Genomic DNA, 23,068 nt, shown 5'->3' on the forward strand with positions numbered 1-23,068 from the left:
GCAGGTTATCGCAACCGTTGTTTCCGTTAACCCACAGGTTAACCCGGACATCGTAGCGATGATCGGTGCGTCTGCTGCCCTGTCACTGTCTGGTATCCCATTCAATGGCCCAATCGGTGCCGCGCGCGTCGGTTACATCAACGACCAGTACGTGCTGAACCCAACTCAGGAAGAGCTGAAAGAGAGTAAGCTGGACCTGGTTGTTGCCGGTACTGAAGCAGCAGTTCTGATGGTTGAATCTGAAGCAGAACTGCTGAGTGAAGACCAGATGCTGGGCGCAGTGGTCTTCGGCCACGACCAGCAGCAGATTGTTATCCAGAACATCAACGACCTGGTGAAAGAAGCCGGTAAACCACGTTGGGACTGGCAGCCAGAAGCGGTAAACGACGCGCTGAACGCACGCGTAGCTGCACTGGCAGAATCTCGTCTGAGCGATGCATATCGCATTACAGACAAACAGGAGCGTTATGCTCAGGTTGACGTGATCAAAGATGAAACCATCGCAACCCTGATCGCGGAAGACGAAACGCTGGACGCTAACGAGCTGAGCGAAATCCTGCACGCTATCGAGAAAAACGTTGTTCGTAGTCGCGTACTGGCAGGCGAGCCGCGTATTGATGGCCGTGAAAAGGACATGATCCGTGGTCTGGATGTGCGTACTGGCGTGCTGCCACGTACTCACGGTTCCGCGCTGTTCACCCGTGGTGAAACCCAGGCGCTGGTTACCGCTACCCTGGGTACTGCACGTGACGCACAGAACATCGATGAACTGATGGGCGAGCGCACTGACAGCTTCCTGTTCCACTACAACTTCCCTCCGTACTCTGTGGGCGAGACCGGTATGGTTGGCTCACCGAAGCGTCGTGAAATTGGTCACGGTCGTCTGGCGAAGCGCGGCGTGCTGGCAGTAATGCCAGAAGCAGACAAATTCCCGTACACTGTACGTGTCGTGTCTGAAATCACTGAATCCAACGGTTCTTCTTCCATGGCTTCCGTGTGTGGTGCCTCTCTGGCGCTGATGGATGCAGGCGTGCCGATCAAAGCCGCCGTTGCGGGTATCGCAATGGGTCTGGTGAAAGAAGGCGACAACTTCGTTGTTCTGTCTGACATTCTGGGTGACGAAGATCACCTGGGTGATATGGACTTCAAAGTGGCGGGTTCCCGCGACGGTATCTCTGCCCTGCAGATGGATATCAAAATTGAAGGTATCACCAAAGAGATCATGCAGGTTGCTCTGAACCAGGCTAAAGGTGCGCGTCTGCACATTCTGGGCGTGATGGAACAGGCTATCAACGCACCACGCGGTGATATCTCTGAATTCGCTCCGCGTATTCACACCATCAAGATCAATCCAGACAAGATCAAAGATGTTATCGGTAAGGGCGGTTCTGTTATCCGTGCACTGACCGAAGAAACGGGCACCACCATCGAAATCGAAGATGACGGTACTGTGAAAATCGCAGCAACCGACGGTGAGAAAGCGAAATATGCTATCCGCCGTATCGAAGAGATTACAGCAGAAATCGAAGTGGGCCGTATCTACAATGGTAAAGTGACCCGTATCGTTGACTTTGGTGCATTCGTTGCCATCGGTGGCGGTAAAGAAGGTCTGGTACATATCTCTCAGATCGCTGACAAGCGCGTTGAGAAAGTGACCGATTACCTGCAAATGGGTCAGGAAGTACCGGTGAAAGTTCTGGAAGTTGACCGCCAGGGCCGTATCCGTCTGAGCATTAAAGAAGCAACCGAGCAGTCTCAGCCTGCTGCGGCGCCGGAAGCTCCGGCTGCCGAACAGCAAGGCGAGTAAGGTTGCCATTTGCCCTCCGCGCAGGCGGAGGGCTTATTATCAGGCAGGACGCCTTGTTAAGCCGCCGGGGGACAGGACGTTCATCCAATAGTTGTCTTCGGGAGTGGGAAATGAAGCCTTTTTTGCGCTGGTGTTTCGTTGCGACAGCTTTAACGCTGGCAGGATGCAGCAACTCTGCCTGGCGTAAGAGCGAAGTCCTCGCAGTGCCATTGCAACCGACTTTGCAGCAGGAAGTGATTCTGGCACGCATGGAACAAATACTTGCCAGTCGGGCTTTAACCGATGACGAACGCGCACAGCTTTTATATGAGCGCGGAGTGTTGTATGATAGTCTCGGTCTGAGGGCATTAGCGCGAAATGATTTTTCACAAGCGCTGGCAATTCGACCTGATATGCCTGAAGTATTCAATTACTTAGGCATTTATTTAACGCAGGCAGGCAATTTTGATGCTGCCTATGAAGCGTTTGATTCTGTACTTGAGCTTGATCCAACTTACAACTACGCGCACTTGAATCGCGGTATCGCATTGTATTACGGCGGTCGTGATAAGTTAGCGCAAGATGATCTGCTGGCGTTTTATCAAGACGATCCTAATGATCCTTTCCGCAGCCTGTGGCTTTACATCGTTGAGCAGAAGCTCGATGAGAAGCAGGCCAAAGAAGCACTGAAACAGCGCTTCGAGAAATCGGACAAGGAACAGTGGGGATGGAACATTGTCGAGTTCTACCTGGGCAACATTAGCGAAGCAACGCTGATGGAACGCCTCAAGGCGGACGCAACGGATAACACCTCGCTCGCTGAGCATCTCAGTGAAACCAACTTCTATTTAGGTAAGTACTACCTAAGTCTGGGGGATATGGACAGCGCTACGGCACTGTTCAAATTAGCGGTTGCTAACAACGTACATAACTTCGTTGAGCACCGTTATGCATTGTTGGAATTATCGCTCTTGGGCCAGGAGCAAGACGACCTGGCAGAATCGGACCAGCAATAGCTGACGACATAAACATCAGCCCGTAATCTTTTGATTGCCATCACCTTCACTGGTGAGGGCGTTGTTGTTCGTCAATACACCTAATTTGAGCCGGTTCACACTTTTCAATGAAAATTGCTAATCATTTTCACGATGAGCTAAGTAGACTGGCCGCCATTAATATCGAGGCACTTGTACTACATGGCTGAATTCGAAACCACTTTTGCAGATCTGGGCCTGAAGGCTCCTATCCTTGAAGCCCTTAACGATCTGGGTTACGAAAAACCATCTCCGATCCAGGCTGAGTGTATCCCACACCTGCTTTCTGGTCGTGACGTGCTGGGCATGGCCCAGACCGGTAGCGGTAAAACCGCAGCATTCTCGCTGCCGCTGCTGAACAACATTGATCCGGACCTGCGTGCACCGCAGATCCTCGTCCTGGCTCCAACCCGTGAACTGGCTGTTCAGGTTGCTGAAGCAATGACGGAATTCTCTAAACATATGCGCGGCGTAAACGTGGTAGCCCTGTACGGCGGCCAGCGTTATGACGTGCAGTTACGCGCCCTGCGCCAGGGCCCACAGATTGTTGTCGGTACGCCGGGCCGTCTGCTGGATCACCTGAAGCGCGGTACCCTGGACCTCTCTAAGCTGAGCGGCCTGGTACTGGATGAAGCAGATGAAATGCTGCGTATGGGCTTCATCGAAGACGTTGAAACCATCATGGCGCAGATCCCGGAAGGTCATCAGACCGCTCTGTTCTCTGCAACCATGCCAGAAGCGATCCGTCGCATTACCCGCCGCTTCATGAAAGAGCCGCAGGAAGTGCGTATTCAGTCTAGCGTGACCACTCGCCCGGACATCAGCCAGAGCTACTGGTCTGTATACGGCATGCGCAAAAACGAAGCGCTGGTCCGTTTCCTGGAAGCGGAAGATTTTGATGCGGCGATTATCTTCGTACGTACCAAAAACGCGACCCTGGAAGTGGCTGAAGCGCTGGAGCGTAGCGGCTATAACAGCGCAGCGCTGAACGGCGACATGAACCAGGCGCTGCGTGAGCAGACTCTGGAGCGTCTGAAAGACGGTCGTCTGGATATCCTGATTGCAACCGACGTGGCAGCACGTGGTCTGGACGTTGAGCGTATCAGCCTGGTTGTAAACTACGATATCCCAATGGACTCCGAGTCTTACGTTCACCGTATCGGCCGTACCGGTCGTGCGGGTCGTGCGGGCCGTGCGCTGCTGTTCGTTGAGAACCGCGAGCGTCGTCTGCTGCGTAACATTGAACGCACCATGAAGCTGACCATTCCAGAAGCTGAGCTGCCAAACGCAGAACTGCTGGGCAAACGCCGTCTGGAAAAATTCGCCGCGAAAGTACAGCAGCAGCTGGAAAGCAGCGATCTGGATCAGTACCGTGCGCTGCTGTCCCAGATCCAGCCTGTCGCTGAAGGCGAAGAGCTGGATATGGAAACTCTGGCCGCAGCACTGCTGAAAATGGCGCAGGGCGAACGTAGCCTGATCGTGCCACCTGATGCACCGATGCGTCCTAAGCGTGAGTTCCGTGACCGTGACGATCGTTTCGAACGTCGTGGCGACCGTAACGACCGTGGTCCACGCGGTGACCGTCCAGAGCGTGGTGGTGAAGACCGTCCACGTCGCGAGCGTCGTGACGCTGGCGAAATGGAACTGTATCGCATTGAAGTGGGCCGTGATGATGGTGTTGAAGTTCGTCACATCGTTGGCGCGATCGCTAATGAAGGCGACATCAGCAGCCGTTACATCGGTAACATCAAGCTGTTCGGTTCACACTCAACGATCGAGCTGCCAAAAGGCATGCCGGGCGAAGTACTGCAGCACTTTACTCGCACCCGCATTCTGAACAAGCCAATGAACATGCAACTGATGGGTGATGCACAGCCTCGCTCTGACCGCGGTGGCGAACGCCGTGGCGGTGGTCGCAGCTTCGGTGGCGAGCGTCGTGAAGGCGGTCGTAGCGAAGGTCGCACTGGCGAACCTCGTCGTTTCTCCGGCGAGCGCCGTGAAAATCGTGGCCCACGCCGCGAAGAAGGCACCAGCCGTCGTCGTTTCGGTGACGCGTAAGCCTTTTCGCTTTTGACGTAAAGTAAAATATACAGCCCCGATAGTTGTTATCGGGGCTTTTTTTATTCCTTTTGTACTCTTGTACTGGTACAGTGCATCACATTAAAATGCACACCACATTTTTGACTGGAGATAAGGCCGCATGGCAACACTAACCACCACCCAAACGTCACCTTCGCTGCTTGGCGGCGTGGTGATCATCGGCGGAACCATTATTGGTGCCGGGATGTTCTCCCTGCCAGTGGTTATGTCCGGTGCGTGGTTCTTCTGGTCGCTGGCGGCGCTGGTTTTCACCTGGTTCTGCATGCTCCATTCCGGGCTGATGATCCTTGAAGCAAACCTGAACTACCGCATTGGCTCCAGCTTCGACACCATCACCCGAGATCTGCTGGGCAAAGGCTGGAACATGGTGAACGGGTTGTCCATCGCGTTTGTACTCTATATCCTGACCTACGCGTACATTTCAGCGAGCGGATCGATTCTGCATCACACCTTCTCCGAGATGTCGCTGAACGTTCCGGCGCGTCTGGCGGGTCTCTGCTTCGCGCTGGGCGTGGCGTTTATCGTCTGGATGAGTACCAAAGCGGTCAGCCGCATGACGGCGATCGTGTTGGGCGCCAAGGTCATCACCTTCTTCCTGACCTTCGGCAGCCTGCTGGGGCACGTCACGCCGGCCACGCTGTTTAACGTTGCGGAAGTGAACACCTCCTACACGCCATACCTGCTTATGACGTTGCCATTCTGTCTGGCGTCGTTCGGCTACCACGGCAACGTACCGAGCCTGATGAAGTACTACGGCAAGGATCCGCGCACCATCGTGAAATGCCTGATTTACGGCACGCTGCTGGCGCTGGGGCTGTATGTGATCTGGCTGCTGGGGACGATGGGTAACATCCCGCGTCCGGAATTTATCGGCATTGCGCAGAAGGGCGGTAACATTGATGTGCTGGTACAGGCGCTGAGTGGCGTGCTGAACAGCCGCAGTCTGGATCTGCTTCTGGTGGTCTTCTCTAACTTTGCGGTGGCGAGCTCATTTCTCGGCGTGACGCTGGGCCTGTTTGACTACCTGGCAGATCTGTTTGGTTTTGATGACTCTGCGATGGGGCGCTTCAAAACGGCGCTGTTAACCTTCCTGCCGCCGATTGTGGGCGGCCTGCTGTGGCCGAACGGTTTCCTGTACGCCATCGGCTATGCAGGACTGGCGGCTACCATCTGGGCGGCGATTGTACCGGCGCTGCTGGCGCGTAAATCACGTAAGCGCTTCGGCAGCCCGAAATTCCGCGTCTGGGGCGGAAAACCGATGATTGCGCTGATCCTGGTATTTGGTCTCGGCAATGCGGTGGTGCACATGCTGTCGAGTTTTAATCTGTTGCCTGTGTATCAGTAAACAGAAAGCCCGGTGGCGCTACGCTTACCGGGCCTACAGGGATCGCGTAGGCCGGATAAGGCGAAGCCGCCATCCGGCAAAAAACTACCCCACCAACTCCTCTTTCACCTGCATCGCCAGATCAAATGAATGCAAACGCGCCTGATGATCGAAAATCTGGCCGTTGACCATAATTTCATCCGCCTGCGTTTCTCGTAGCACTGCCTCCAGACCGTGACGCACCTTCGCCTTATCACCCACCAGCGACATGCTCAGGGCCTGCTGCACGCCATACTGCTCGGAGGCCGACCACAGCTGATGCATATTTTCTACCGGTGGTGGCAACTGGCCCGTCTCGCCGCGACGCAGCTTCACAAACGCCTGCTGCATGGAGGTAAACAGGAATTCCGCGTCGCGGTTGCTGTCGGCGGCAATGATATTGATGCACACCATCGCATACGGCTTCTCAAGACGCTCGGAAGGCTTGAAGTTTGTGCGGTAGAGATGCAGAGCCTGATGCAGCATATCCGGTGCGAAGTGGGAAGCGAACGCGAACGGCAGCCCCAGCTGTGCGGCAAGCTGTGCGCTGTACAGACTTGAGCCTAACAGCCACACCGGGATTTTCTCGCCGTAGCCCGGCACCGGGCGCACGTGCGGGTTAGGATCGCTCGCATCGAACCAGTCTACCAGCTCCGCTACATCACGCGGGAAGTTGTCGATATCGCCGCTCATATGGCGACGCAGGGCGCGCATGGTCGGCTGGTCGCTGCCCGGCGCGCGGCCAAGACCCAAATCAATGCGACCGGGGTAGAGTGTATTCAGGGTGCCAAACTGCTCGGCAATCACCAGCGGGGCATGGTTCGGCAGCATCACGCCACCGGAGCCAAGGTGCAAAGTAGTGGTATTCGCCGCCAGATAGCCAATCAGTACTGAGGTGGCGGCGCTGGCGATGCCCACCATATTATGGTGCTCCGCCAGCCAGTAGCGGTGATAGCCACGTTTTTCGGCAAGCTGAGCCAGATCCAGAGAGTGCGAAAAGGCTTCTCTTGCCGAGGAGCCTTGTGGAATCGGTGCCAGATCCAGCACCGAAAACGGAATGGTTTTGTCAGTCATAACAGCTCACTTTGTCGACGGTCAATCTTTAATACTGCATTAAAAAATGATAACCGTTGTTAACAAAGTGAGCTTTTTTACCCCTGCAATTCCAGCCCGGCGAGACGTTTCCAGTAACCGTTGCAGTCGCTGTTTGCCGTCAGCGGCAGCGGCGAGGCGCCGTTTTCGTTGGCACGGAAGGCGTCCAGCATGGCGAACACGTCGGTATCGAGCGGCGAAAGACGCACCATATCCACCAGCCCATGCATTGACGCCAGCTCGTTGCCGAGGTTATAGACGTAACCGCTCATAGTCTGAATGCCGTTGAGGACAAACACCTGCTGATTCTCCTGCGACAGCATGCTGCGTCCGTTCGGGTACTTAATGCAGCAGGTTTCACACTCGTCTTTCGGGCGATCTTCGGAACGCGCGGTGAAGCAGCGGGCAGAGTAGGCCAGCGGCAGATGGCCGTAGCTCAGCACTTCGACTTCAAACTGATTGCGAATGCCCAGCTCGTCACACTGATTTAGCAGGTTGACCAGCCAGTCGCGGGAGAGCTCAACCGGCATGCACCAGCGTATCATCCCCTGTTTGAGCAGCAGGCGCAAGGTCACCGCGTTATAGCAGTTCAGCGCATGTCCGGCGACAAACGGCAGCTTACGCTCGGCGCACATGTTCACCACGCCCAGGTCGCTCGCCTCCAGCAGGAACTCACCGTTTTCGACGTAGCGCTTCAGCTCGCCCAGTTCAGAGGACGCCTGCACCAGCGCCAGCGTCGAGAGCACCACCTGCTTGCCGCTGGCGGCCAGGCTTTTCGCCATATCCAGCCAGTCGCCCACTTTGGTGGCGCGGCGCTTGCTGCACACCGCTTCGCCGAGGTAAATCACATCGGCGCTGCTGTTAGCCGCCTGCTGGTAAAAATCTTCCAGCGTCTCTTTTGGCCAGTAGTAAAGCACCGGCCCTAATGAATATTTCATGATTATCTCACTGCCATTTACGGTGATACGCGCCGAGCGTGGTTTGCGTGCCTTCGGACATCGCGCCGAGCGTCTCCATCCAGGCCGCCTGCGGGGCGTAGTTTTGCGGGTCCGCCATGCAGCGGTCGATGGCCTGACGCCACACCTTCGCCACCTGGCTCACGTAGGCCGGGCTACGCTGGCGGCCTTCGATTTTCACCGAGGCAATGTTGGCGGCCAGCAGTTCCGGCAGCAGCTCCAGCGTGTTGAGGCTGGTGGGCTCCTCCAGCGCGTGGTAGCGCTCGCCGTCCACCAGATAGCGGCCTTTGCACAGCGTCGGGTAGCCCGCGTTTTCACCGTCCTGATAGCGGTCGATTAACACATCATTCAGGCGCGACTCCAGCCCCTGCGGCGTTTGCTGCCAGCGAACGAAGCGGGCAGGCGAGCAGGCACCGACGGTATTTGGCGATTCCCCGGTGAGATAGGAAGAAAGATAGCAGCGGCCTTCGGCCATGATGCACAGGCTGCCGAAGGCAAAAACCTCCAGCGGCACTGGCGTGACGCGCGCCAGTTGCTTAACCTGATGAATAGAGAGCACGCGCGGCAGCACCACGCGGGCTACGTCAAAGTGTCGATGATAAAAACGCACGGCCTCTTCATTGGTGGCCGATGCCTGAACAGAGACGTGGCGCTCAATATGCGGATAACGTTCTGCCGCATACTCAAGCATGGCGAGGTCAGCCAGGATCAGCGCATCTGCGCCCAGCTGGGCCGCCATATCCACGGCGCGCTGCCAGCGGGCATAGCCATCAGGATGGGCAAAGGTATTGATGGCGATGTGCAGTTTGCGCCGGTGCTGGTGAACGAAGTTAACGGCTTCCTGAAGCTTTTTCTCCGTAAAGTTAAGACCCGCAAAATGGCGGGCGTTGGTATCATCTTTCAGCCCGATATAGACCGCATCGGCCCCATTTTCGATGGCCGCCTTAAGCGCCGGAAGGTTTCCGGCAGGGCAGAGCAGCTCCATAATTTATCCCGATGTTGTCGATCGCAGGGATCGTAAAAAATGTTAACGAGCTGGGATTTTAATTAACCCATACGCGACAATTTTTGATTTAAGGCAGCTAATGGCGTATTGATGGCACCAATAATGAGGTATACCGGACAACGGTTTGTTGATTTACGCCGCTATCTTCTTGTCGGGATATGGCAAAATAGCAGGATTATAGCTATCAGGGAGTAAAGCTCGTGCTGGATAAACTGCGTTCACGTCTCGTACAATTCGGTCCATCAATGCTGAGCGTGCCGGTAAAACTGGCGCCGTTCGCGCTTAAACGCCAGGTGCTGGAACAGGTACTGAGCTGGCAGTTCCGCCAGGCGCTACAGGACGGTGAGCTTGAGTTTCTGGAAGGCCGCTGGTTAAAGATTGAAGTACGCGATATCGGGTTGCGCTGGTTTACTTCCGTAGAGAACGATCGGCTTATCGTCCGTGAAACCGCCGAGGCGGATGTCAGCTTTAGCGCGGATGCCAGCGATCTGCTGATGATCGCCGCGCGCAAACAGGATCCGGACACCCTTTTCTTCCAGCGTCGTCTGGTGATTGAAGGCGACACGGAGCTCGGTCTGTACGTCAAAAATTTAATGGATGCCATTGAGCTGGAGCAGATGCCGAAAGCACTGCGTATGATGTTGATGCAAATGGCAGATTTCGTTGAGGCCGGGCTAAAAACCCCGCCGGACAGTAAACACACTTCAGTAGGTGAACCATGCTGATTCGAGTCGAAATTGGGATTGATGCGCCGGGTATCGATGCGTTGTTACGCCGCTCTTTTGCAGGCGACGCCGAAGCTCAACTGGTTCACGATCTTCGCGAAGATGGCCTGATTACGCTGGGCCTGGTTGCCACCGACGATGAAGGGCAGGTAGTCGGCTACGTGGCGTTCAGCCCGGTGATTGTGCAGGGTGAAGAGTTGCAGTGGGTCGGAATGGCGCCGCTGGCGGTGGATGAAAACTACCGTGGACAGGGCCTGGCACGCCAGCTGGTCTATGAAGGGCTGGATTCCCTGAATGAATTCGGCTATGCCGCTGTCGTCGTTCTGGGCGATCCGGCGTTCTACGAGCGTTTAGGCTTTGAGCCAGCGTCCAGATACGATCTGCGCTGCCACTGGCCAGGCACGGAAACATCTTTCCTGGTACATCCTCTGGCGGACGATTCGCTCGATGGGGTTACCGGTCTGGTGGAGTACCACGATCATTTCAATCGTTTTTAAGCAGGCTTTCGCGTAGCGCCTCGAAAGAGCCGTCCCCGTTGACGAGACGCTCTTTCTGGCGCTTCGTCAGCTGCTTGATGCGGTATTCCAGCCTGAGCGCCAGGGATCTGTCGCCCACGGCGGCTGAAAACGCCAGCTGAAGTTCACCTTTCCCCCGCAGTGCTTTCGCCCCTTTTCCCGTTTGATGTTGTAAAAAACGCCGTGCCACATCGGTAGTGATCCCGGTGTAGAGTGCGTTATCAGCGGTTCGGACAAGATAGAGAAACCAGCACACGGTAAACAGATTCAGTATGTTAAGGTGAACGCACCATAGCATGAGAGAGAGCGAAAATGGAAACACTGGCCGCCATTAACCGCTGGCTGGCAAAGCAGCATGTTGTGACCTGGTGCGTCTGTAAAGACGAGGAGATGTGGTGCGCAAATGCCTTTTATTACTACGATCCCGAGCGCGTGGCCTTTTACGTGATGAGCGAAGACAAAACGCGGCATGCGCAGATGACGGGCCAACAGGCAAAAGTGGCGGGCACGGTAAATGGTCAGCCTAAAACCGTTGCGCTGATCCGCGGGGTCCAGTTCAAAGGCGAAATTCGTCGCCTGGAAGGTGAGGAAAGCGACGCCCAGCGTAAACGCTATACGCGCCGCTTCCCGGTGGCCGCAGCGCTAAAAGCCCCGGTGTGGGAAATCCGCCTCGATGAGCTGAAATTTACCGACAACACCCTGGGCTTTGGCAAGAAGCTGCACTGGTTACGCACCGAGCAGGCGTAGCGCTTCGCGGTTAAACGCTGGAAGATCGTCCGGCGTACGGCTGGTGATCAGCTGATCGTTATCGTTCACCACTTCCTGATCGTAGAACTCGGCACCGGCGTTTTTCAGATCGATAACGATCGGTTTCACCGCGGTGAGCTTACGCCCGCGTACCACCTCGGCGCTGATCAGCAGCTGCGGGCCGTGGCAAATGGCAAACACCGGTTTACCGGTGCCGACGAAGTCACGGGTAAAGGTGACGAAACGCTCGTCCCCGCGCAGGGAATCCGGTGAATGGCCGCCCGGTAACAGCAGGGCGTCGAAATCCGACGGGCTGACGTTATCAATGGATTCGTCAATGGTCACGCTGGCTTCACCCTTGTGGCCCTTCACGGTTTTACCCGCTTCTTTTTCGATGGTGACCACCTCGTGGCCCGCCTTGCGGAATGCCTCTGCTGGCGACGTAAATTCTGAATCTTCAAACTCGTCGGTAATCAAGACTGCGATTTTTTTACCCATGCTTCCTCCGTTGTTTTCGCTTCAGACTGTTTTTTTCCCGTTTGTGGTAAATACTTACCGGTAACAGACTTTTAAGTGTGGTAGAGCAGGCCCAGATCGCAAACGGACAATTCTGTAAAGGGGACAAGATGAGTCAGGTACTGATTACCGGCGCAACCGGGCTGGTGGGTGGACATCTGCTGCGGCTGCTGATCCAGGATCGGCATATCAACTATATCGCCGCCCCGACGCGTCGCCCGCTGTTGGATATCACCGGCGTCTATAACCCGCACGATCCCCAGCTTACCGACGCGCTGGCGCAGGTGCAGGATCCCATTGATATCGCCTTTTGCTGCCTTGGCACCACCCGACGGGAAGCGGGCAGTAAAGAAGCCTTTGTCCATGCAGATTACACGCTGGTGGTAGATACCGCCCTGACGGCCAAGAAGCTGGGTGCTAAGCATTTCCTGGTGGTCAGCGCGCACGGCGCGAACGCAGGCTCGCCGTTTTTTTACAACCAGGTGAAGGGCAAAATGGAAGAGGCGTTAATCGCGCAGCAATGGGAGCGCCTGACCATCGTGCGGCCTTCCATGCTGATGGGCCACCGCGACGAACGGCGTTTTAACGAGTCTTTTTTCGCTCCGCTGTTTCGCATCCTGCCCGGTAACTGGAAGTCCATCGAGGCGCGGGATGTCGCGCAGGCGATGCTGAAAGAGGCACTGGCTCCGTCGCAAGAGGGGGTTAATATTATCCCTTCGGCAAAACTGCGTGAAATCGCGCAGGGCGAGGCGTAAACTTCCCCGGCTTATTAAATAACACCTTCCGGGGAATGGTATGACTGGTCAGTCTTCATCTCAGGCGGCAACACCTGTTCAGTGGTGGAAGCCCGCACTCTTCTTTCTCGTGGTCATCATTGGCCTCTGGTATGTGAAATGGCAGCCGTACTACGGTAAAGCCTTCACCGCCGCCGACACCCACAGCATCGGTAAATCGATTCTCGCGCAGGCCGATTCCAGCCCGCTTCGCGCGGCGTGGGATTACGCAATGGTCTATTTTCTTGCCGTCTGGAAAGCGGCGGTATTGGGCGTATTGCTGGGCTCGCTGATTCAGGTACTTATCCCGCGTAACTGGCTGATAAAAACCCTGGGACAACCGCGCTTGCAGGGCACGCTGCTGGGAACGATTTTCTCCCTGCCGGGCATGATGTGCTCCTGCTGCGCTGCACCGGTGGCGGCGGGTATGCGCCGACAGCGCGTGTCGATGGGCGGTGCGCTTGCCTTCTGGATGGGTAACCCCCTGCTGAACCCGGCAACGCTGGTGTTTATGGGCTTCGTTCTCGGCTGGCATTTCGCGTTTATCCGTCTGGCGGCTGGCCTGCTGACGGTGGTGCTTGTCGCTACGCTAGTGCAGCACCTGGTGAAAGACAACGAGGCCGGGCCTGCCTCCGTTGAGCTGGACCTCAGCGATCCGCAGGGCAGTTTCTTAGCTCGCTGGGGCAAAGCGCTGTGGCAGCTTTTCTGGAGCACAATCCCGGTCTATATCCTGGCCGTACTGGTGCTCGGGGCGGCGCGCGTCTGGCTGTTCCCGCATGCGGATGGCGCTATCGACAACACGCTGATGTGGGTGATTGCGATGGCGGTGGCCGGTTGCCTGTTTGTGATCCCAACCGCGGCGGAGATCCCGATTATTCAGACCATGATGATGGCTGGCATGGGTACCGCACCGGCGCTGGCGCTGCTCATCACGCTGCCGGCGGTGAGCCTGCCGTCGCTGATCATGCTGCGTAAGTCATTCCCGGCGAAAGCGCTGTGGCTGACGGCGGGGCTGGTGGCGTTGAGCGGAGTGATTGTGGGGAGTATGGCGCTGGTGTGAAAGAAAGCCCGGTGGCGCTGGCGCTTACCGGGCTTACAGTCAGGTGTGAATTACTTGATATAAGTAAAGGCGGTGGTGACGTGCTTCACGCCGCTCACCCGGCTGGCGATATCCGCCGCCGCTTTCCCTTCACGTTCTGTCACCAGGCCCAGCAGGAACACTTCGCCGTTCTCAGTGGTTACTTTCACGTTTGAGGATTTCACCTGGTCGGTACCCAGCAGCTGGGAACGCACTTTGGTGGTGATCCAGGTATCAGATGACGCGGTGCCGAGACCAATCGGCTGGCCCTGGCGGATCTCGTTAAACACTTCCGCCGTACCTTCTACGCCCATCGCGATCTGTTTGGCGCGCGAGGCGAGTTCAGGGGTTGGCGCCTGGCCTGCCAGCAGAACTTTGCCCTGATAAGCCGTCACGTTAATGCGTGCTTCCTTCTTGATCTGTTCGTCTTTCGACAGCGCACTGTTTACGCGCAGCTCAAGCGTACCGTCATCCACCTGCGTCCCAACGGTACGCGGATCGGTCGCTGCTTTGGTGCCGACCGCTGCGGTACCGACTACAGCGGCAGCGATGCATCCCTGAAGCAGTAATGCAGACATCACGACTGCAAGGGCCGATAAAACCTTCATGAGAACTCCTTAATCATCCTGGTGAGGGAAAAGCGTGTTATCGATCAGATCGCATAAGCAGTTCACCGTGAGCATATGCATCTCCTGGATGCGGGCGCTACGGTGCGAAGGAATGCGGATCTCCACATCCTGCGGCCCCAGCAGGCCAGCCAGCTCACCGCCGTCGTAACCGGTCAGGGCGACAATCGTCATGTCTCGGGTTACTGCCGCTTCAACCGCCTTAACGATATCCCGGCTGTTACCGCGCGTGGAGATCGCCAGCAACACGTCTCCGGCATGGCCTAAGGCGCGCACCTGCTTGGCGTAAATTTCGTCATGCAGACGATCGTTGGCAATCGCAGTTAAGACCACGTTATCGGTGTTTAGTGCAATGGCAGGTAAACTCGGTCGCTCGGTTTCGAAGCGATTGATCATGCTGGCAGCAAAATGCTGTGCGTTGGCGGCGGACGTGCCATTGCCACAACAGAGGATTTTGTTGCCGTTGAGCAGCGACTGAACCAGCGTCATCGCTGCACGCGAGATCGCGTCCGGAAGGGCTTCCGCTGCGGCAATCTGCGTTTGAATGCTTTCTGTGAAGCACACTTTTATTCGTTCGAGCACGGTATCCCTTTAAAATCTTATTTATGCGTCTTCGCCAAACGCGTTTTTAAGCCAGTCGATTGCATTTCCGGTGAAGGCTACCACATCGAAACGGCAATCCACAGTATCAAAACTCCCATTATGGCGGGCAAGCCACAAGTGGGCAGTCTGTAATAATTTTTGTTGTTTGGCGAGCGTCACGCTGGCGGCAGCACCGCCAAAACGGGACGACTGTCGGTAGCGTACTTCAACAAACACGATGGTTTGACCGTCTTTCATAATCAGGTCAATCTCGCCGCCGCGCCCGCGAACGTTGGCGGCGACAAAGCGCAGTCCTTTGCCTTCAAGCCAGCGGCGCGCTTTTAGCTCCCACGCGTCGCCGGTCTCTTTGCGGCTTAACTGGCCGGGACGATCTGCCCCTGCTGGTATTTGAGCCATGATAACTTCCTGTTAATCACACAATCCTGATCGGCGGTCAGATCGCCGGTATTCCCGTTAAGCTCAAAGCCCGGTACCTGGCGCATCTGGGTAAAGTGGTTTGCCAGCGCCCAGGCATCGACGCCCATCGCGTACAGACGCGCCAGGGAATAATCATTGCGCACCGCGCCCAGCGCCTGCTGCATCAACTGCGGGTTGCTGCCTGCCAGCATAGGGATCTCGCTGTATTGCAGTCCTTCCATTTCCAGACGGAAATCCGGGCCTGCGGTACCCTGTGCGCTGCGTGAGCTGGCGTAGAGCGTTGCGCCGCTCTGGCTGCCGTTACGCATGGCGATCATTGGTTTGATAAAGGCGATCTCTTCCGGCGTAGCGACGATGTACGCCGAATCCACTTTACCGCCGCCGCTGATTTGCGCGTCGGTAGGGGGGGCCGGGATCGTCAGACCGCCGATGGTGACGCTCTGCTGCTGCGGCAGGCTGGCGGATACCGGGCTACCGTTGAGGGCAATACCTGCCCCGCCGTTCACGCCCGCTCTCAGTTCGGAAGCTGAGCCAAATTTCTGCTGCAACACCACGCCACCGCCAAGGGTCTGCCACTCTTGCGCAAAGGCGTTGGCAACGCGGTCGCCCAGCGTGCTGCGTGGGATCAGCAGCAGCGGCGCCTGTTTGCCCTGCTCGTGAATATGACGGGCCGCATCGCGGGCTTCATCCTCCGGAGAGAGGGCGAAGTAACAGATATTGGCGCGGTTCTGAACCTGCTCAGGCTGGTTAAGCGCCAGCACGTTCAGCGTGGTGTTGCTCTTCATCAGCGCTTCCACGTTGTTTTTCAACAGCGGGCCGACAACGATGCTGGCCCCGTCCTGCTGAACCTGCGCCAGCACCTGGTCAAGCGGCTGGGCGCTGGTGTCGTAGATTTTCAACTCTGCACCAGGGTTAGCGCTGGTGGTGGCCACAGCCTGCGGCTGGGCTGCTAGCTGCTGTTCCGGCTGCGCGGTTTGCGGCTGAGGTTGTTCTGCCGTCGCGGGCGCCGGGGTTTCAGCCGGGGCCTGTGTTGCCGCAGGCGCTGAGGTAGCGGGTTGCGTCGTTGGGGCGGTAACCGGATTCTGCATGGTGCCCTGGGCAGGGGTTTGCGCGGTGGTCAGGTCGCTGGTTTCGGCGGCTGACGGACTGACGACGTCATTCACATTCGCCGCCTGTGCTGCCTGCGCCGGAACGGCGCTGCCGGTGACGGCGGTAGTGCCGTTTTTCGCGGCTTCAAAACCTTGCTGAATGGCGCGGCCAAACACCGCTGCCTGGCCGTTTAACGGCAGCAGCAGGGCGATTTTGCTGGTGGAGGCGGGCTTAAAGTTTTGCACGTTCACCAGCTGCGTTGGCAGCATTTTTGCTCCCGGGTTTTGCGGGTAGCGCTTTTGCCAGTCGGTAATGCCGGCTTTCAGCATGTTCGGATCGCTGCGGTTGTTGAACCACATCTGTTGCAGATCCAGCCAGCCTTGCAGGACATTTTCATCGGCGTTGATCACCAGCGCTCTGGCCTGATCCTGGGTCATGGAGGCGAGTGCCTGCCAGGTTGCGTCAATATTTTTCTGCTTGTCCGCACCCGCGAGCAGAGGCTCCTGGGCAATCAGCGCGCGGAGAAGCGTCAGGGAGGGGCGACCCTGCTCAGCGGTGATACCGGCCTGCCAGAAACGGGCCTGCTGATTCTTATCCAGCGCGCTCAGTTCGATAGTGCCGAGGATCTTCTTCGCGCCGTCGAAATCTTTCTGCGCGACCTTCAGTTCTGCCGACAGCAGCGTCTGCTCATGGCGCTGATCGTCGTTAAGATCCTGCGGCAGCTGGCTGAACAGCTCGGCAGCCTGCTGGGTTTTTCCTTCCTTCAGCAGTGCACGAATGGCGAGTAATTGCCAGTTGATCCTGGTATCATTTGAACTCTGCGACATTTGTTGCAGATAAAAGCCAGAATCAGCCTGAGCGGATCCCTGCATATGAGCAGTGCTCTGGTCAGGTGCCTGGGTGCCGCAGCCTGTAAAGATCAGGGCTGCCAGCAGGAGGGGCACGCTGTGCGCGGCTTTTTTACGAAGAAACGTTAACGGTACCATACTGTATCCAGTGATTTTTTTACGCAATGCTCAATATTAAATCGGCAATACGGACGAAACAATGAAACAACACGAAACGGCAGATAATTCTCAAGGCCAGCTTTATATTGTACCTACTCCTATCGGGAATTTGTCTGATATTACCCAACGTGCACTCACTGTATTGCAAGCTGTTGATTTAATTGCTGCTGAAGACACCCGTCATACCGGTTTACTGCTGCAGCACTTTGCCATTAACGCCCGTCTGTTTGCCCTGCACGATCACAATGAGCAACAAAAAGCCGAAACGCTGGTGGCGAAGCTGAAAGAAGGGCAGAACATCGCGCTGGTCTCCGATGCGGGTACGCCGCTTATCAACGATCCGGGCTACCATCTGGTGCGCACCTGCCGTGAAGCAGGGATACGCGTTGTGCCGCTGCCGGGGCCGTGTGCTGCTATTGCCGCATTAAGTGCGGCGGGCCTGCCGTCCGATCGTTTCTGCTACGAAGGTTTCCTGCCTGCTAAATCCAAAGGCCGTCGCGACGTGTTAAAGGATCTGGAAGCAGAGCCGCGTACCCTGATTTTTTACGAATCAACCCACCGCCTGCTGGAAAGCCTGGAGGATATGGTTACCGTCTGGGGCGAAACCCGCTACGTGGTGCTGGCGCGCGAGCTGACCAAAACCTGGGAAACCATTCACGGCGCGCCGGTTGGCGAACTGCTGGCGTGGGTGAAAGAGGATGAGAACCGCCGCAAGGGCGAAATGGTGCTGATTGTCGAAGGGCATAAAGCGCAGGAAGACGCCCTGCCTGCCGATGCGCTGCGTACGCTGACCCTGCTACAGGCTGAACTGCCCCTGAAAAAAGCGGCGGCGCTGGCGGCGGAGATCCACGGCGTGAAGAAAAATGCGCTGTATAAATATGCGCTGGAGCAGCAGGGGGAGTAAGCCCCTGCCGCCTGTTTTGCCGGGTGACGGCTTCGCCTTACCCGGCCTACACCGTGTCAAAGCCTCACTATTTTCCCGGCATCGCCTCAAACACCAGCGTTTCCAGCGGTTGCAGCGTAATCACCACAGCGTTTTTATACTCCTCTGGTACGGTTGAATTACTGCCGTACACGGCTTTCAGGGCAAACTGCGAACGCTCTCCTGCCGGGATTTCAAAATCTTTGGTTAAATCCAGGTAGTAACGTTGCGGCTTATCCGACGGGTTGCGTAAACCAAAAATCGCTTTGTCTTTACTCCATGAGGCCCAGCCGTAAACCTCAAGCGAAGTTGGGTCACCGCCAATCCAGTGCGTATCCACCAGCACGCTGGCATTCTCACGCGACCACTTCGCCGCCTGTGCCAGGGTGTCCCACTTCGCCTTGTTAAGCATGGACGGCGTGATGTACAGCTCCTGAAGTTGAGTTCCGGTCGCGAAGTAGCTCCAGACCTGATCGGCAAAATCACCGTCCGTTTGTACTTTCTCCAGTCCATAGTAAGCGTTCTCTGCACTGACGATCCCGTGGTACATCAGGGAGTTCAGCGGGAACAGCGGGCCTTTGCGTACGATGGAGCGATAAGTTTCGGCATCCCGGTAGGTCATCCACTGCTGCACTGGCGTGCCGGGACCGTACAGGTTGATATCATCGCCCTGACGCCAGATTGAATCAGCATAGAACAGCCAGGACGGGCTCGCGTCGGTGCCGGTGGTCAGGTTGATAAACAGGTTCGGGTTTGCGCTGCGCATGTTGTGCAGCAGGGCAATGGACGCGTCAAAATCCGATGCAAATGGGCTGCCCTTGATATGCGAATTGGCGTTACCCATTCCGTCGAGCTTGAACGAGGTAATGTGCTCGTTTTTGATCAGCTTAATGATTTGATCGTTAAAGTTTTTAAAGTAGTTCGGCCCCGACAGCGCCAGCTTGCCGTCTACGGTTTCGAAACCATACTCTTTTGCATGCGAGACGCGAATATCGCGCGGCTTGTTGTAACCGCCCCACGGTGAAAGCCACAGCCCAACCGAGCTATGCAGGCTGTCGGCTTTTTCCCTGACTTTGCCAAAACCGTTGCTGAATGCCGGGCCAAACAGCCAGCGTCCGGTGCGATCGTCCCAGCCATCGTCCAGCAGGAACGCGTCCAGCGCCACCCCGCGTCCGGCAATAAATTCTTTATTCCATTCGTCCATCCGCCCAATGACATCCTGCTCGGAGTAAGGAGTAAAGAAGCCAATGTCCATCCAGCTGTTGTAGTGCAGATAAGGCTTATAAGGCCGCGGGCGCACGGCATCGATAAACTGGTTTACGCTGCGCCGCAGCTGATTAGTTTCCGGGAAAGTGCCGAACCAGGTGGTAAAACTGACCGGTGTCTCAGGCAGAATTGGCGTTTTCAGCTCCACGTTGAGGTTCGTGGTGGCTTCATAAGCGTAAGTATTCACAATCGGTTTGTCTGGCAGGATGAAGAACGAGTCGGCCACGATTGGCGAGCTGTTAATCGCCCCGTCAACGTAAGGTGCCTGAGACTGCTTCTTCGTCGGGAAGAAGGTCATTTTCGCTACGTCCCGCGGCTGCCCGACGGCGGCGATGGTGTAGCCGATGCTGGCGTATTTTCCCTTCACCAGGTTCAGTTTCACCGTTACGTTAAAATCCGGATGCGTAAAGTCGATGACTATCGCGTTGCCCTGCTTTTCGACGTGCTTGATTTTGAAATCAGCGGTGTGGATTTTTGTTTCATCCGGCAGTGTCAGAAAGAACAACTCCTGTGGCGTGAGCGGATGGTTAGCCTTGCTGTCCGTTACCACTACCGTTGCGTTTGCATCATCAAACGAAAGGGCGATATTGTCGTTACTGAGCGCGTAGTTTGCTGCCGCCGCGCCATGAGAAACACAGAGAGCCAGCAGCGAGAGAGTGAGCATTTTTTTCATCGGGGTAAGATCCTTATCAGTAATGCTTCAGCATTCGGTTGATGGACTGTTCCAGCCAGTAGCGCTGGGTGCCGAAGTTAATACGCAGGTAGTTTTCGCCGTTTTGTACGTAGTGGCTGCCATCTTCGATGACCACGCCAGCGTGTTTTGCGAAATGTTGGGTTAGCGCCGTCGCACTGCGATCGTCCGCACTGACGTCTATCCAGGCGAGATACGACGACTCCGGGTTCATCATCTTCCATGCAGGGAAATGGGTCTGGATGGCATCCGCAAGGTAGCGGGCATTGCCGCGCAGATAACCATTCAGCGCGTCGAGCCATGGCAGACCTTGCTGATAAGCCAGAATAATTCCCCACACGCCGAAGATATTGGGCGAGGTAATGGAGTTCTTCTCCAACTGCTGGCGGAAACGCTGGCGCAGCGAATCGTCTGGAATCATTGAGTAGGATGTTTTTAGCCCGCCAAGGTTGAAGGCTTTATTGGGGGAGGTCAGCACAATCAGGTTGTCCTGGGCGGCACAGCCCGAAGTCAGACAGCTGACGAATGTACCGTCCAGAATGTGCTCGGCGTGAACCTCATCAACCACCAGAATCGTGCCGTAGCGCTTACAGAGATCGGACACCTGGCGTATCTCATCCGCGCGCCAGATGCGGCCCGAGGGGTTATGCGGCGAGCAGAAGAACCACAGTTTTGGACGGTGAGTTTTGAGCTGAACTTCAATCAGATTAAAATCCAGCTGATAGCGGTTTTCCTTCACGCTCAGCGGATTTGCAAGCACCCGCACGCCCTGTCGCTGTGTCGCCATGGCAAACGGGTCATACACCGGGGTGTTCATCATCACGCAGTCGCCGGGATTGCAGAACGCCTGAACCGTATAGTGCAGCGTAGAAACGGTGCCGTAGGTCAGGGTGATCCATGACTTATGCACCTCAACCTGATGACGGGTGCGCTGGAAGGCGATGACCGCATCGTAGAATTCGTCGAAGCACCAGGTGTAACCGAAGGTGCCATGCTCCACGATGCGCTGGAAGCCTTCAATCACGGCGGGTGGCGAGGTGAAATCCATGTCTGCTATCCACAGCGGGATAAATCCCTCCGGGACATCACCGAAACGCGAACACACAAACGCATGATCCCATTTACGGCATTTATCGCTTTTACGCTCAATGATTCTGTCGAAATCAAACACAACGACCCCCTGTTAAATTAAGGCTTCAATACCGGATTTGACGCTCTGCACCTGCGGGCCGATGATCACCTGAACGCTGTGGGCATCAAGCACCACGACTGACAAGGCGCCAGCGGCCTTCAGCGCCTGCTGGTCGATAAGCCCCATATCTTTCACCACCAGACGTAAGCGGGTAATGCAGTTGTCGAGCGACTCAATATTCTCTTTACCGCCAAGCGCGCGAAGAATAAGCCCATGATCGTATTTCGATTTTCCACGTGCCCGGGTATTGGCTTCCACCGCCTGGAGCGCACCCTGCGCGTCAACCTCACGGCCTGGCGTTTTTATATCGTGCTTGAGGATGTACCAGCGGAAGACGAAGAAGTAGATAGCAAACCAGGCAATACCCACCGGGAACAGCAGATACCATTTGGTCGACATCCCCTGCATGACGCCGAAGATCAGCAGATCCAGAATACCGCCGTCAGTGTTGCCGATGGTGACGCCGAGCAGCGCCATCACCATCAGCGCCAGGCCAGACATAACGATATGAAACGCGTAAAGCACAGGGGCAATAAACAGGAACAGGAACTCAATTGGCTCTGAAATACCCGTGACAACTGAAACCAGCACGCCTGAAAGCAGCAGCCCTTTAATCACCGGACGGTTTTCCGGGCGCGCGGTGCGGTAGATAGCGTAAGCCACGGCAGGCAGGCCGAAGATAAAGGTCGGCATAAACCCTTGCGATAAAAATGCCGTAACGTGCGGGCTAAACGGCAGACCCGCTTTCAGCTCGGCGTAGAAAATGTTCAGCGCACCGGCCACTTCCTGGCCGTTAACCATCTCAATGCCGCCCGCCGGGGTGAAGCGCACCATCGCCAGCAGTATGTGATGCAGGCCAAAAGGTTTGAGTAGCAGCACGCCCACGCCATACAGGAACGGTCCAAAGACGCTGGTGCTCTGGATGATATGACCAATCCCGGCAATGCCCATTGCCATATATTCCCACAGCAGGGGGATGACCAGGCCGACCAGCGACAGGGTGAGGGCGGTAACAATCGGAACAAAACGAATGCCGCTAAAGAAGGCAAATGCGTCGTGCAGCACCGTGTCCTGGAAGCGTTCGTGCAGGAAGTAGGTGATCACCCCTACCACAATGCCGCCGAGCACGCCCATCTCCAGCGTTTGAATGCCAAGCACGATGGATTGTCCCACCTGTCTCATGGTGGCGGCATCCGCAAGCTGGTGGGTGGCGGTCAGGTAGTAGTTGATGCTCATGTTCATCAGCATGTAGCCAACGAATCCGGCAAAAGCGCCCACCGCTTTATTACGTCTGGCAAGGCCCATTGGGATCGCCATGGCAAACATCAGCGGCAGATAGGTAAAAGCAAAGCCGCCGACCATGGCGATAAAACCAAAGGTGAGCTGCGTTAACTCGCCGCCCAGAAAGGGAAAACTTTTGATGGTGGAAGGGCTGGTGACAGAACTACCGATACCTAACAACAACCCCATAAAGGCCAATAGCGAAACCGGGAACATAAACGTCTTTCCCAGGCTCTGGAAAAACTCCCACGCTTTCGATTTAAACGACTTTTCCTGTGTCATG

General features: G+C 56.2%; 23 protein-coding genes. 11 read left to right on the forward strand and 12 right to left on the reverse strand.

Annotated elements, in window-relative coordinates; genetic code table 11:
* The 5 genes from pnp to mtr form a co-directional block, all read left to right on the forward strand.
* Positions 1–1,807: polyribonucleotide nucleotidyltransferase (gene pnp / locus ACOTX2_RS10905; RefSeq protein ID WP_421625915.1), on the forward strand; the 1,807-nt coding region annotated here is incomplete at its 5' end.
* 110 nt (positions 1,808–1,917) lie between these two features.
* Positions 1,918–2,802, forward strand: a complete 885-nt coding sequence (gene nlpI / locus ACOTX2_RS10910) for a lipoprotein NlpI (RefSeq protein WP_003861782.1) — start codon at positions 1,918–1,920, stop codon at positions 2,800–2,802.
* A gap of 107 nt (positions 2,803–2,909) precedes the next feature.
* On the forward strand, positions 2,910–2,990 hold the full coding sequence (gene yrbN / locus ACOTX2_RS10915; RefSeq protein ID WP_097397692.1) for a protein YrbN: 81 nt from the start codon (positions 2,910–2,912) through the stop codon (positions 2,988–2,990).
* Complete coding sequence (locus ACOTX2_RS10920) at positions 2,983–4,878, forward strand: DEAD/DEAH family ATP-dependent RNA helicase (RefSeq protein ID WP_022649514.1); 1,896 nt, start codon at positions 2,983–2,985, stop codon at positions 4,876–4,878. Before yrbN ends, ACOTX2_RS10920 begins: the two co-directional genes overlap by 8 nt.
* A gap of 142 nt (positions 4,879–5,020) precedes the next feature.
* Entirely contained in the window at positions 5,021–6,265 is a 1,245-nt protein-coding gene (gene mtr, locus ACOTX2_RS10925) for a tryptophan permease (protein WP_022649513.1), read from the forward strand.
* Positions 6,266–6,349: 84 nt separating this feature from the next.
* Here mtr and ACOTX2_RS10930 read toward each other — a convergent pair whose 3' ends face one another.
* The 3 genes from ACOTX2_RS10930 to ubiU all read right to left on the reverse strand — a co-directional run bounded on the left by ACOTX2_RS10930 (position 6,350) and on the right by ubiU (position 9,316).
* Positions 6,350–7,357, reverse strand: a complete 1,008-nt coding sequence (locus ACOTX2_RS10930; RefSeq protein WP_022649512.1) for a luciferase-like monooxygenase — start codon at positions 7,355–7,357, stop codon at positions 6,350–6,352.
* A 77-nt stretch (positions 7,358–7,434) separates the two neighbouring features.
* The gene (locus tag ACOTX2_RS10935; RefSeq protein WP_063147847.1) at positions 7,435–8,313 is read right to left on the reverse strand and encodes a U32 family peptidase; all 879 of its coding nucleotides are present in this window, start codon (positions 8,311–8,313) and stop codon (positions 7,435–7,437) included.
* 7 nt (positions 8,314–8,320) lie between these two features.
* Positions 8,321–9,316 (reverse strand): ubiquinone anaerobic biosynthesis protein UbiU, encoded by a 996-nt coding sequence (gene ubiU, locus ACOTX2_RS10940; protein WP_003861773.1) that lies wholly within the window; start codon positions 9,314–9,316, stop codon positions 8,321–8,323.
* 221 nt (positions 9,317–9,537) lie between these two features.
* Here ubiU and ubiT point away from each other — a divergent pair, with 221 nt between their 5' ends.
* Together ubiT and ACOTX2_RS10950 are read left to right on the forward strand one after the other, a co-directional pair.
* Positions 9,538–10,062 (forward strand): ubiquinone anaerobic biosynthesis accessory factor UbiT, encoded by a 525-nt coding sequence (ubiT, locus tag ACOTX2_RS10945; protein WP_003861771.1) that lies wholly within the window; start codon positions 9,538–9,540, stop codon positions 10,060–10,062.
* Entirely contained in the window at positions 10,056–10,559 is a 504-nt protein-coding gene (locus ACOTX2_RS10950) for a GNAT family N-acetyltransferase (protein ID WP_022649509.1), read from the forward strand. Before ubiT ends, ACOTX2_RS10950 begins: the two co-directional genes overlap by 7 nt.
* On the opposite strand, the gene ACOTX2_RS10955 is transcribed toward ACOTX2_RS10950, so the two are convergent.
* Entirely contained in the window at positions 10,546–10,875 is a 330-nt protein-coding gene (locus ACOTX2_RS10955; protein WP_003861768.1) for a GIY-YIG nuclease family protein, read from the reverse strand. The two genes, ACOTX2_RS10950 and ACOTX2_RS10955, sit on opposite strands and share 14 nt — an antisense overlap.
* A gap of 14 nt (positions 10,876–10,889) precedes the next feature.
* Between ACOTX2_RS10955 and ACOTX2_RS10960 the strand changes: the two genes are divergently transcribed.
* A complete protein-coding gene (locus ACOTX2_RS10960) occupies positions 10,890–11,324 on the forward strand; it encodes a YhbP family protein (RefSeq protein ID WP_022649508.1) in 435 nt (144 codons plus the stop codon).
* On the opposite strand, the gene ACOTX2_RS10965 is transcribed toward ACOTX2_RS10960, so the two are convergent.
* Positions 11,304–11,822, reverse strand: coding sequence for a type 1 glutamine amidotransferase domain-containing protein (locus tag ACOTX2_RS10965; protein ID WP_015571965.1), 519 nt, complete (start codon positions 11,820–11,822; stop codon positions 11,304–11,306). The genes ACOTX2_RS10960 and ACOTX2_RS10965 overlap by 21 nt on opposite strands.
* A 128-nt stretch (positions 11,823–11,950) precedes the next feature.
* Here ACOTX2_RS10965 and ACOTX2_RS10970 point away from each other — a divergent pair, with 128 nt between their 5' ends.
* Positions 11,951–12,595 carry an NAD(P)H-binding protein gene (locus ACOTX2_RS10970; protein ID WP_022649507.1) on the forward strand — a complete coding sequence of 215 codons (645 nt, stop codon included), beginning with the start codon at positions 11,951–11,953 and terminating at the stop codon, positions 12,593–12,595.
* A 40-nt stretch (positions 12,596–12,635) separates the two neighbouring features.
* A complete protein-coding gene (locus tag ACOTX2_RS10975; protein ID WP_023307055.1) occupies positions 12,636–13,673 on the forward strand; it encodes a permease in 1,038 nt (345 codons plus the stop codon).
* A 50-nt stretch (positions 13,674–13,723) separates the two neighbouring features.
* Here the strand turns inward: ACOTX2_RS10975 and dolP are convergent, their stop codons facing one another.
* Genes dolP through ACOTX2_RS10995 form a run of 4 tightly spaced genes read right to left on the reverse strand, consistent with a single transcriptional unit; the run spans position 13,724 to position 17,412 of the window.
* Positions 13,724–14,299: a division/outer membrane stress-associated lipid-binding lipoprotein gene (gene dolP, locus ACOTX2_RS10980; protein ID WP_022649505.1), complete on the reverse strand. Its 576-nt coding sequence runs from the start codon at positions 14,297–14,299 to the stop codon at positions 13,724–13,726.
* 9 nt (positions 14,300–14,308) lie between these two features.
* Positions 14,309–14,899, reverse strand: a complete 591-nt coding sequence (gene diaA, locus ACOTX2_RS10985; protein WP_003861754.1) for a DnaA initiator-associating protein DiaA — start codon at positions 14,897–14,899, stop codon at positions 14,309–14,311.
* A 21-nt stretch (positions 14,900–14,920) separates the two neighbouring features.
* The gene (locus tag ACOTX2_RS10990) at positions 14,921–15,316 is read right to left on the reverse strand and encodes a YraN family protein (RefSeq protein WP_022649504.1); all 396 of its coding nucleotides are present in this window, start codon (positions 15,314–15,316) and stop codon (positions 14,921–14,923) included.
* Positions 15,274–17,412 carry a penicillin-binding protein activator gene (locus tag ACOTX2_RS10995; protein WP_058677042.1) on the reverse strand — a complete coding sequence of 713 codons (2,139 nt, stop codon included), beginning with the start codon at positions 17,410–17,412 and terminating at the stop codon, positions 15,274–15,276. Before ACOTX2_RS10995 ends, ACOTX2_RS10990 begins: the two co-directional genes overlap by 43 nt.
* 61 nt (positions 17,413–17,473) lie before the next feature.
* Here ACOTX2_RS10995 and rsmI point away from each other — a divergent pair, with 61 nt between their 5' ends.
* Positions 17,474–18,337 (forward strand): 16S rRNA (cytidine(1402)-2'-O)-methyltransferase, encoded by an 864-nt coding sequence (rsmI, locus tag ACOTX2_RS11000; protein ID WP_063147848.1) that lies wholly within the window; start codon positions 17,474–17,476, stop codon positions 18,335–18,337.
* 67 nt (positions 18,338–18,404) lie between these two features.
* Here rsmI and ACOTX2_RS11005 read toward each other — a convergent pair whose 3' ends face one another.
* Genes ACOTX2_RS11005 through malX form a run of 3 tightly spaced genes read right to left on the reverse strand, consistent with a single transcriptional unit; the run spans position 18,405 to position 23,067 of the window.
* Positions 18,405–20,294 (reverse strand): hypothetical protein, encoded by a 1,890-nt coding sequence (locus ACOTX2_RS11005; protein ID WP_063147849.1) that lies wholly within the window; start codon positions 20,292–20,294, stop codon positions 18,405–18,407.
* 16 nt (positions 20,295–20,310) lie between these two features.
* Entirely contained in the window at positions 20,311–21,483 is a 1,173-nt protein-coding gene (locus ACOTX2_RS11010) for a MalY/PatB family protein (protein WP_063147850.1), read from the reverse strand.
* A 12-nt stretch (positions 21,484–21,495) separates the two neighbouring features.
* The gene (gene malX / locus ACOTX2_RS11015) at positions 21,496–23,067 is read right to left on the reverse strand and encodes a maltose/glucose-specific PTS transporter subunit IIBC (protein WP_063147851.1); all 1,572 of its coding nucleotides are present in this window, start codon (positions 23,065–23,067) and stop codon (positions 21,496–21,498) included.
* Position 23,068 lies beyond the last annotated feature (1 nt).

This window comes from Enterobacter cloacae complex sp. IR5412 (assembly GCF_049237385.1).
Classification (GTDB): domain Bacteria; phylum Pseudomonadota; class Gammaproteobacteria; order Enterobacterales; family Enterobacteriaceae; genus Enterobacter; species Enterobacter intestinihominis.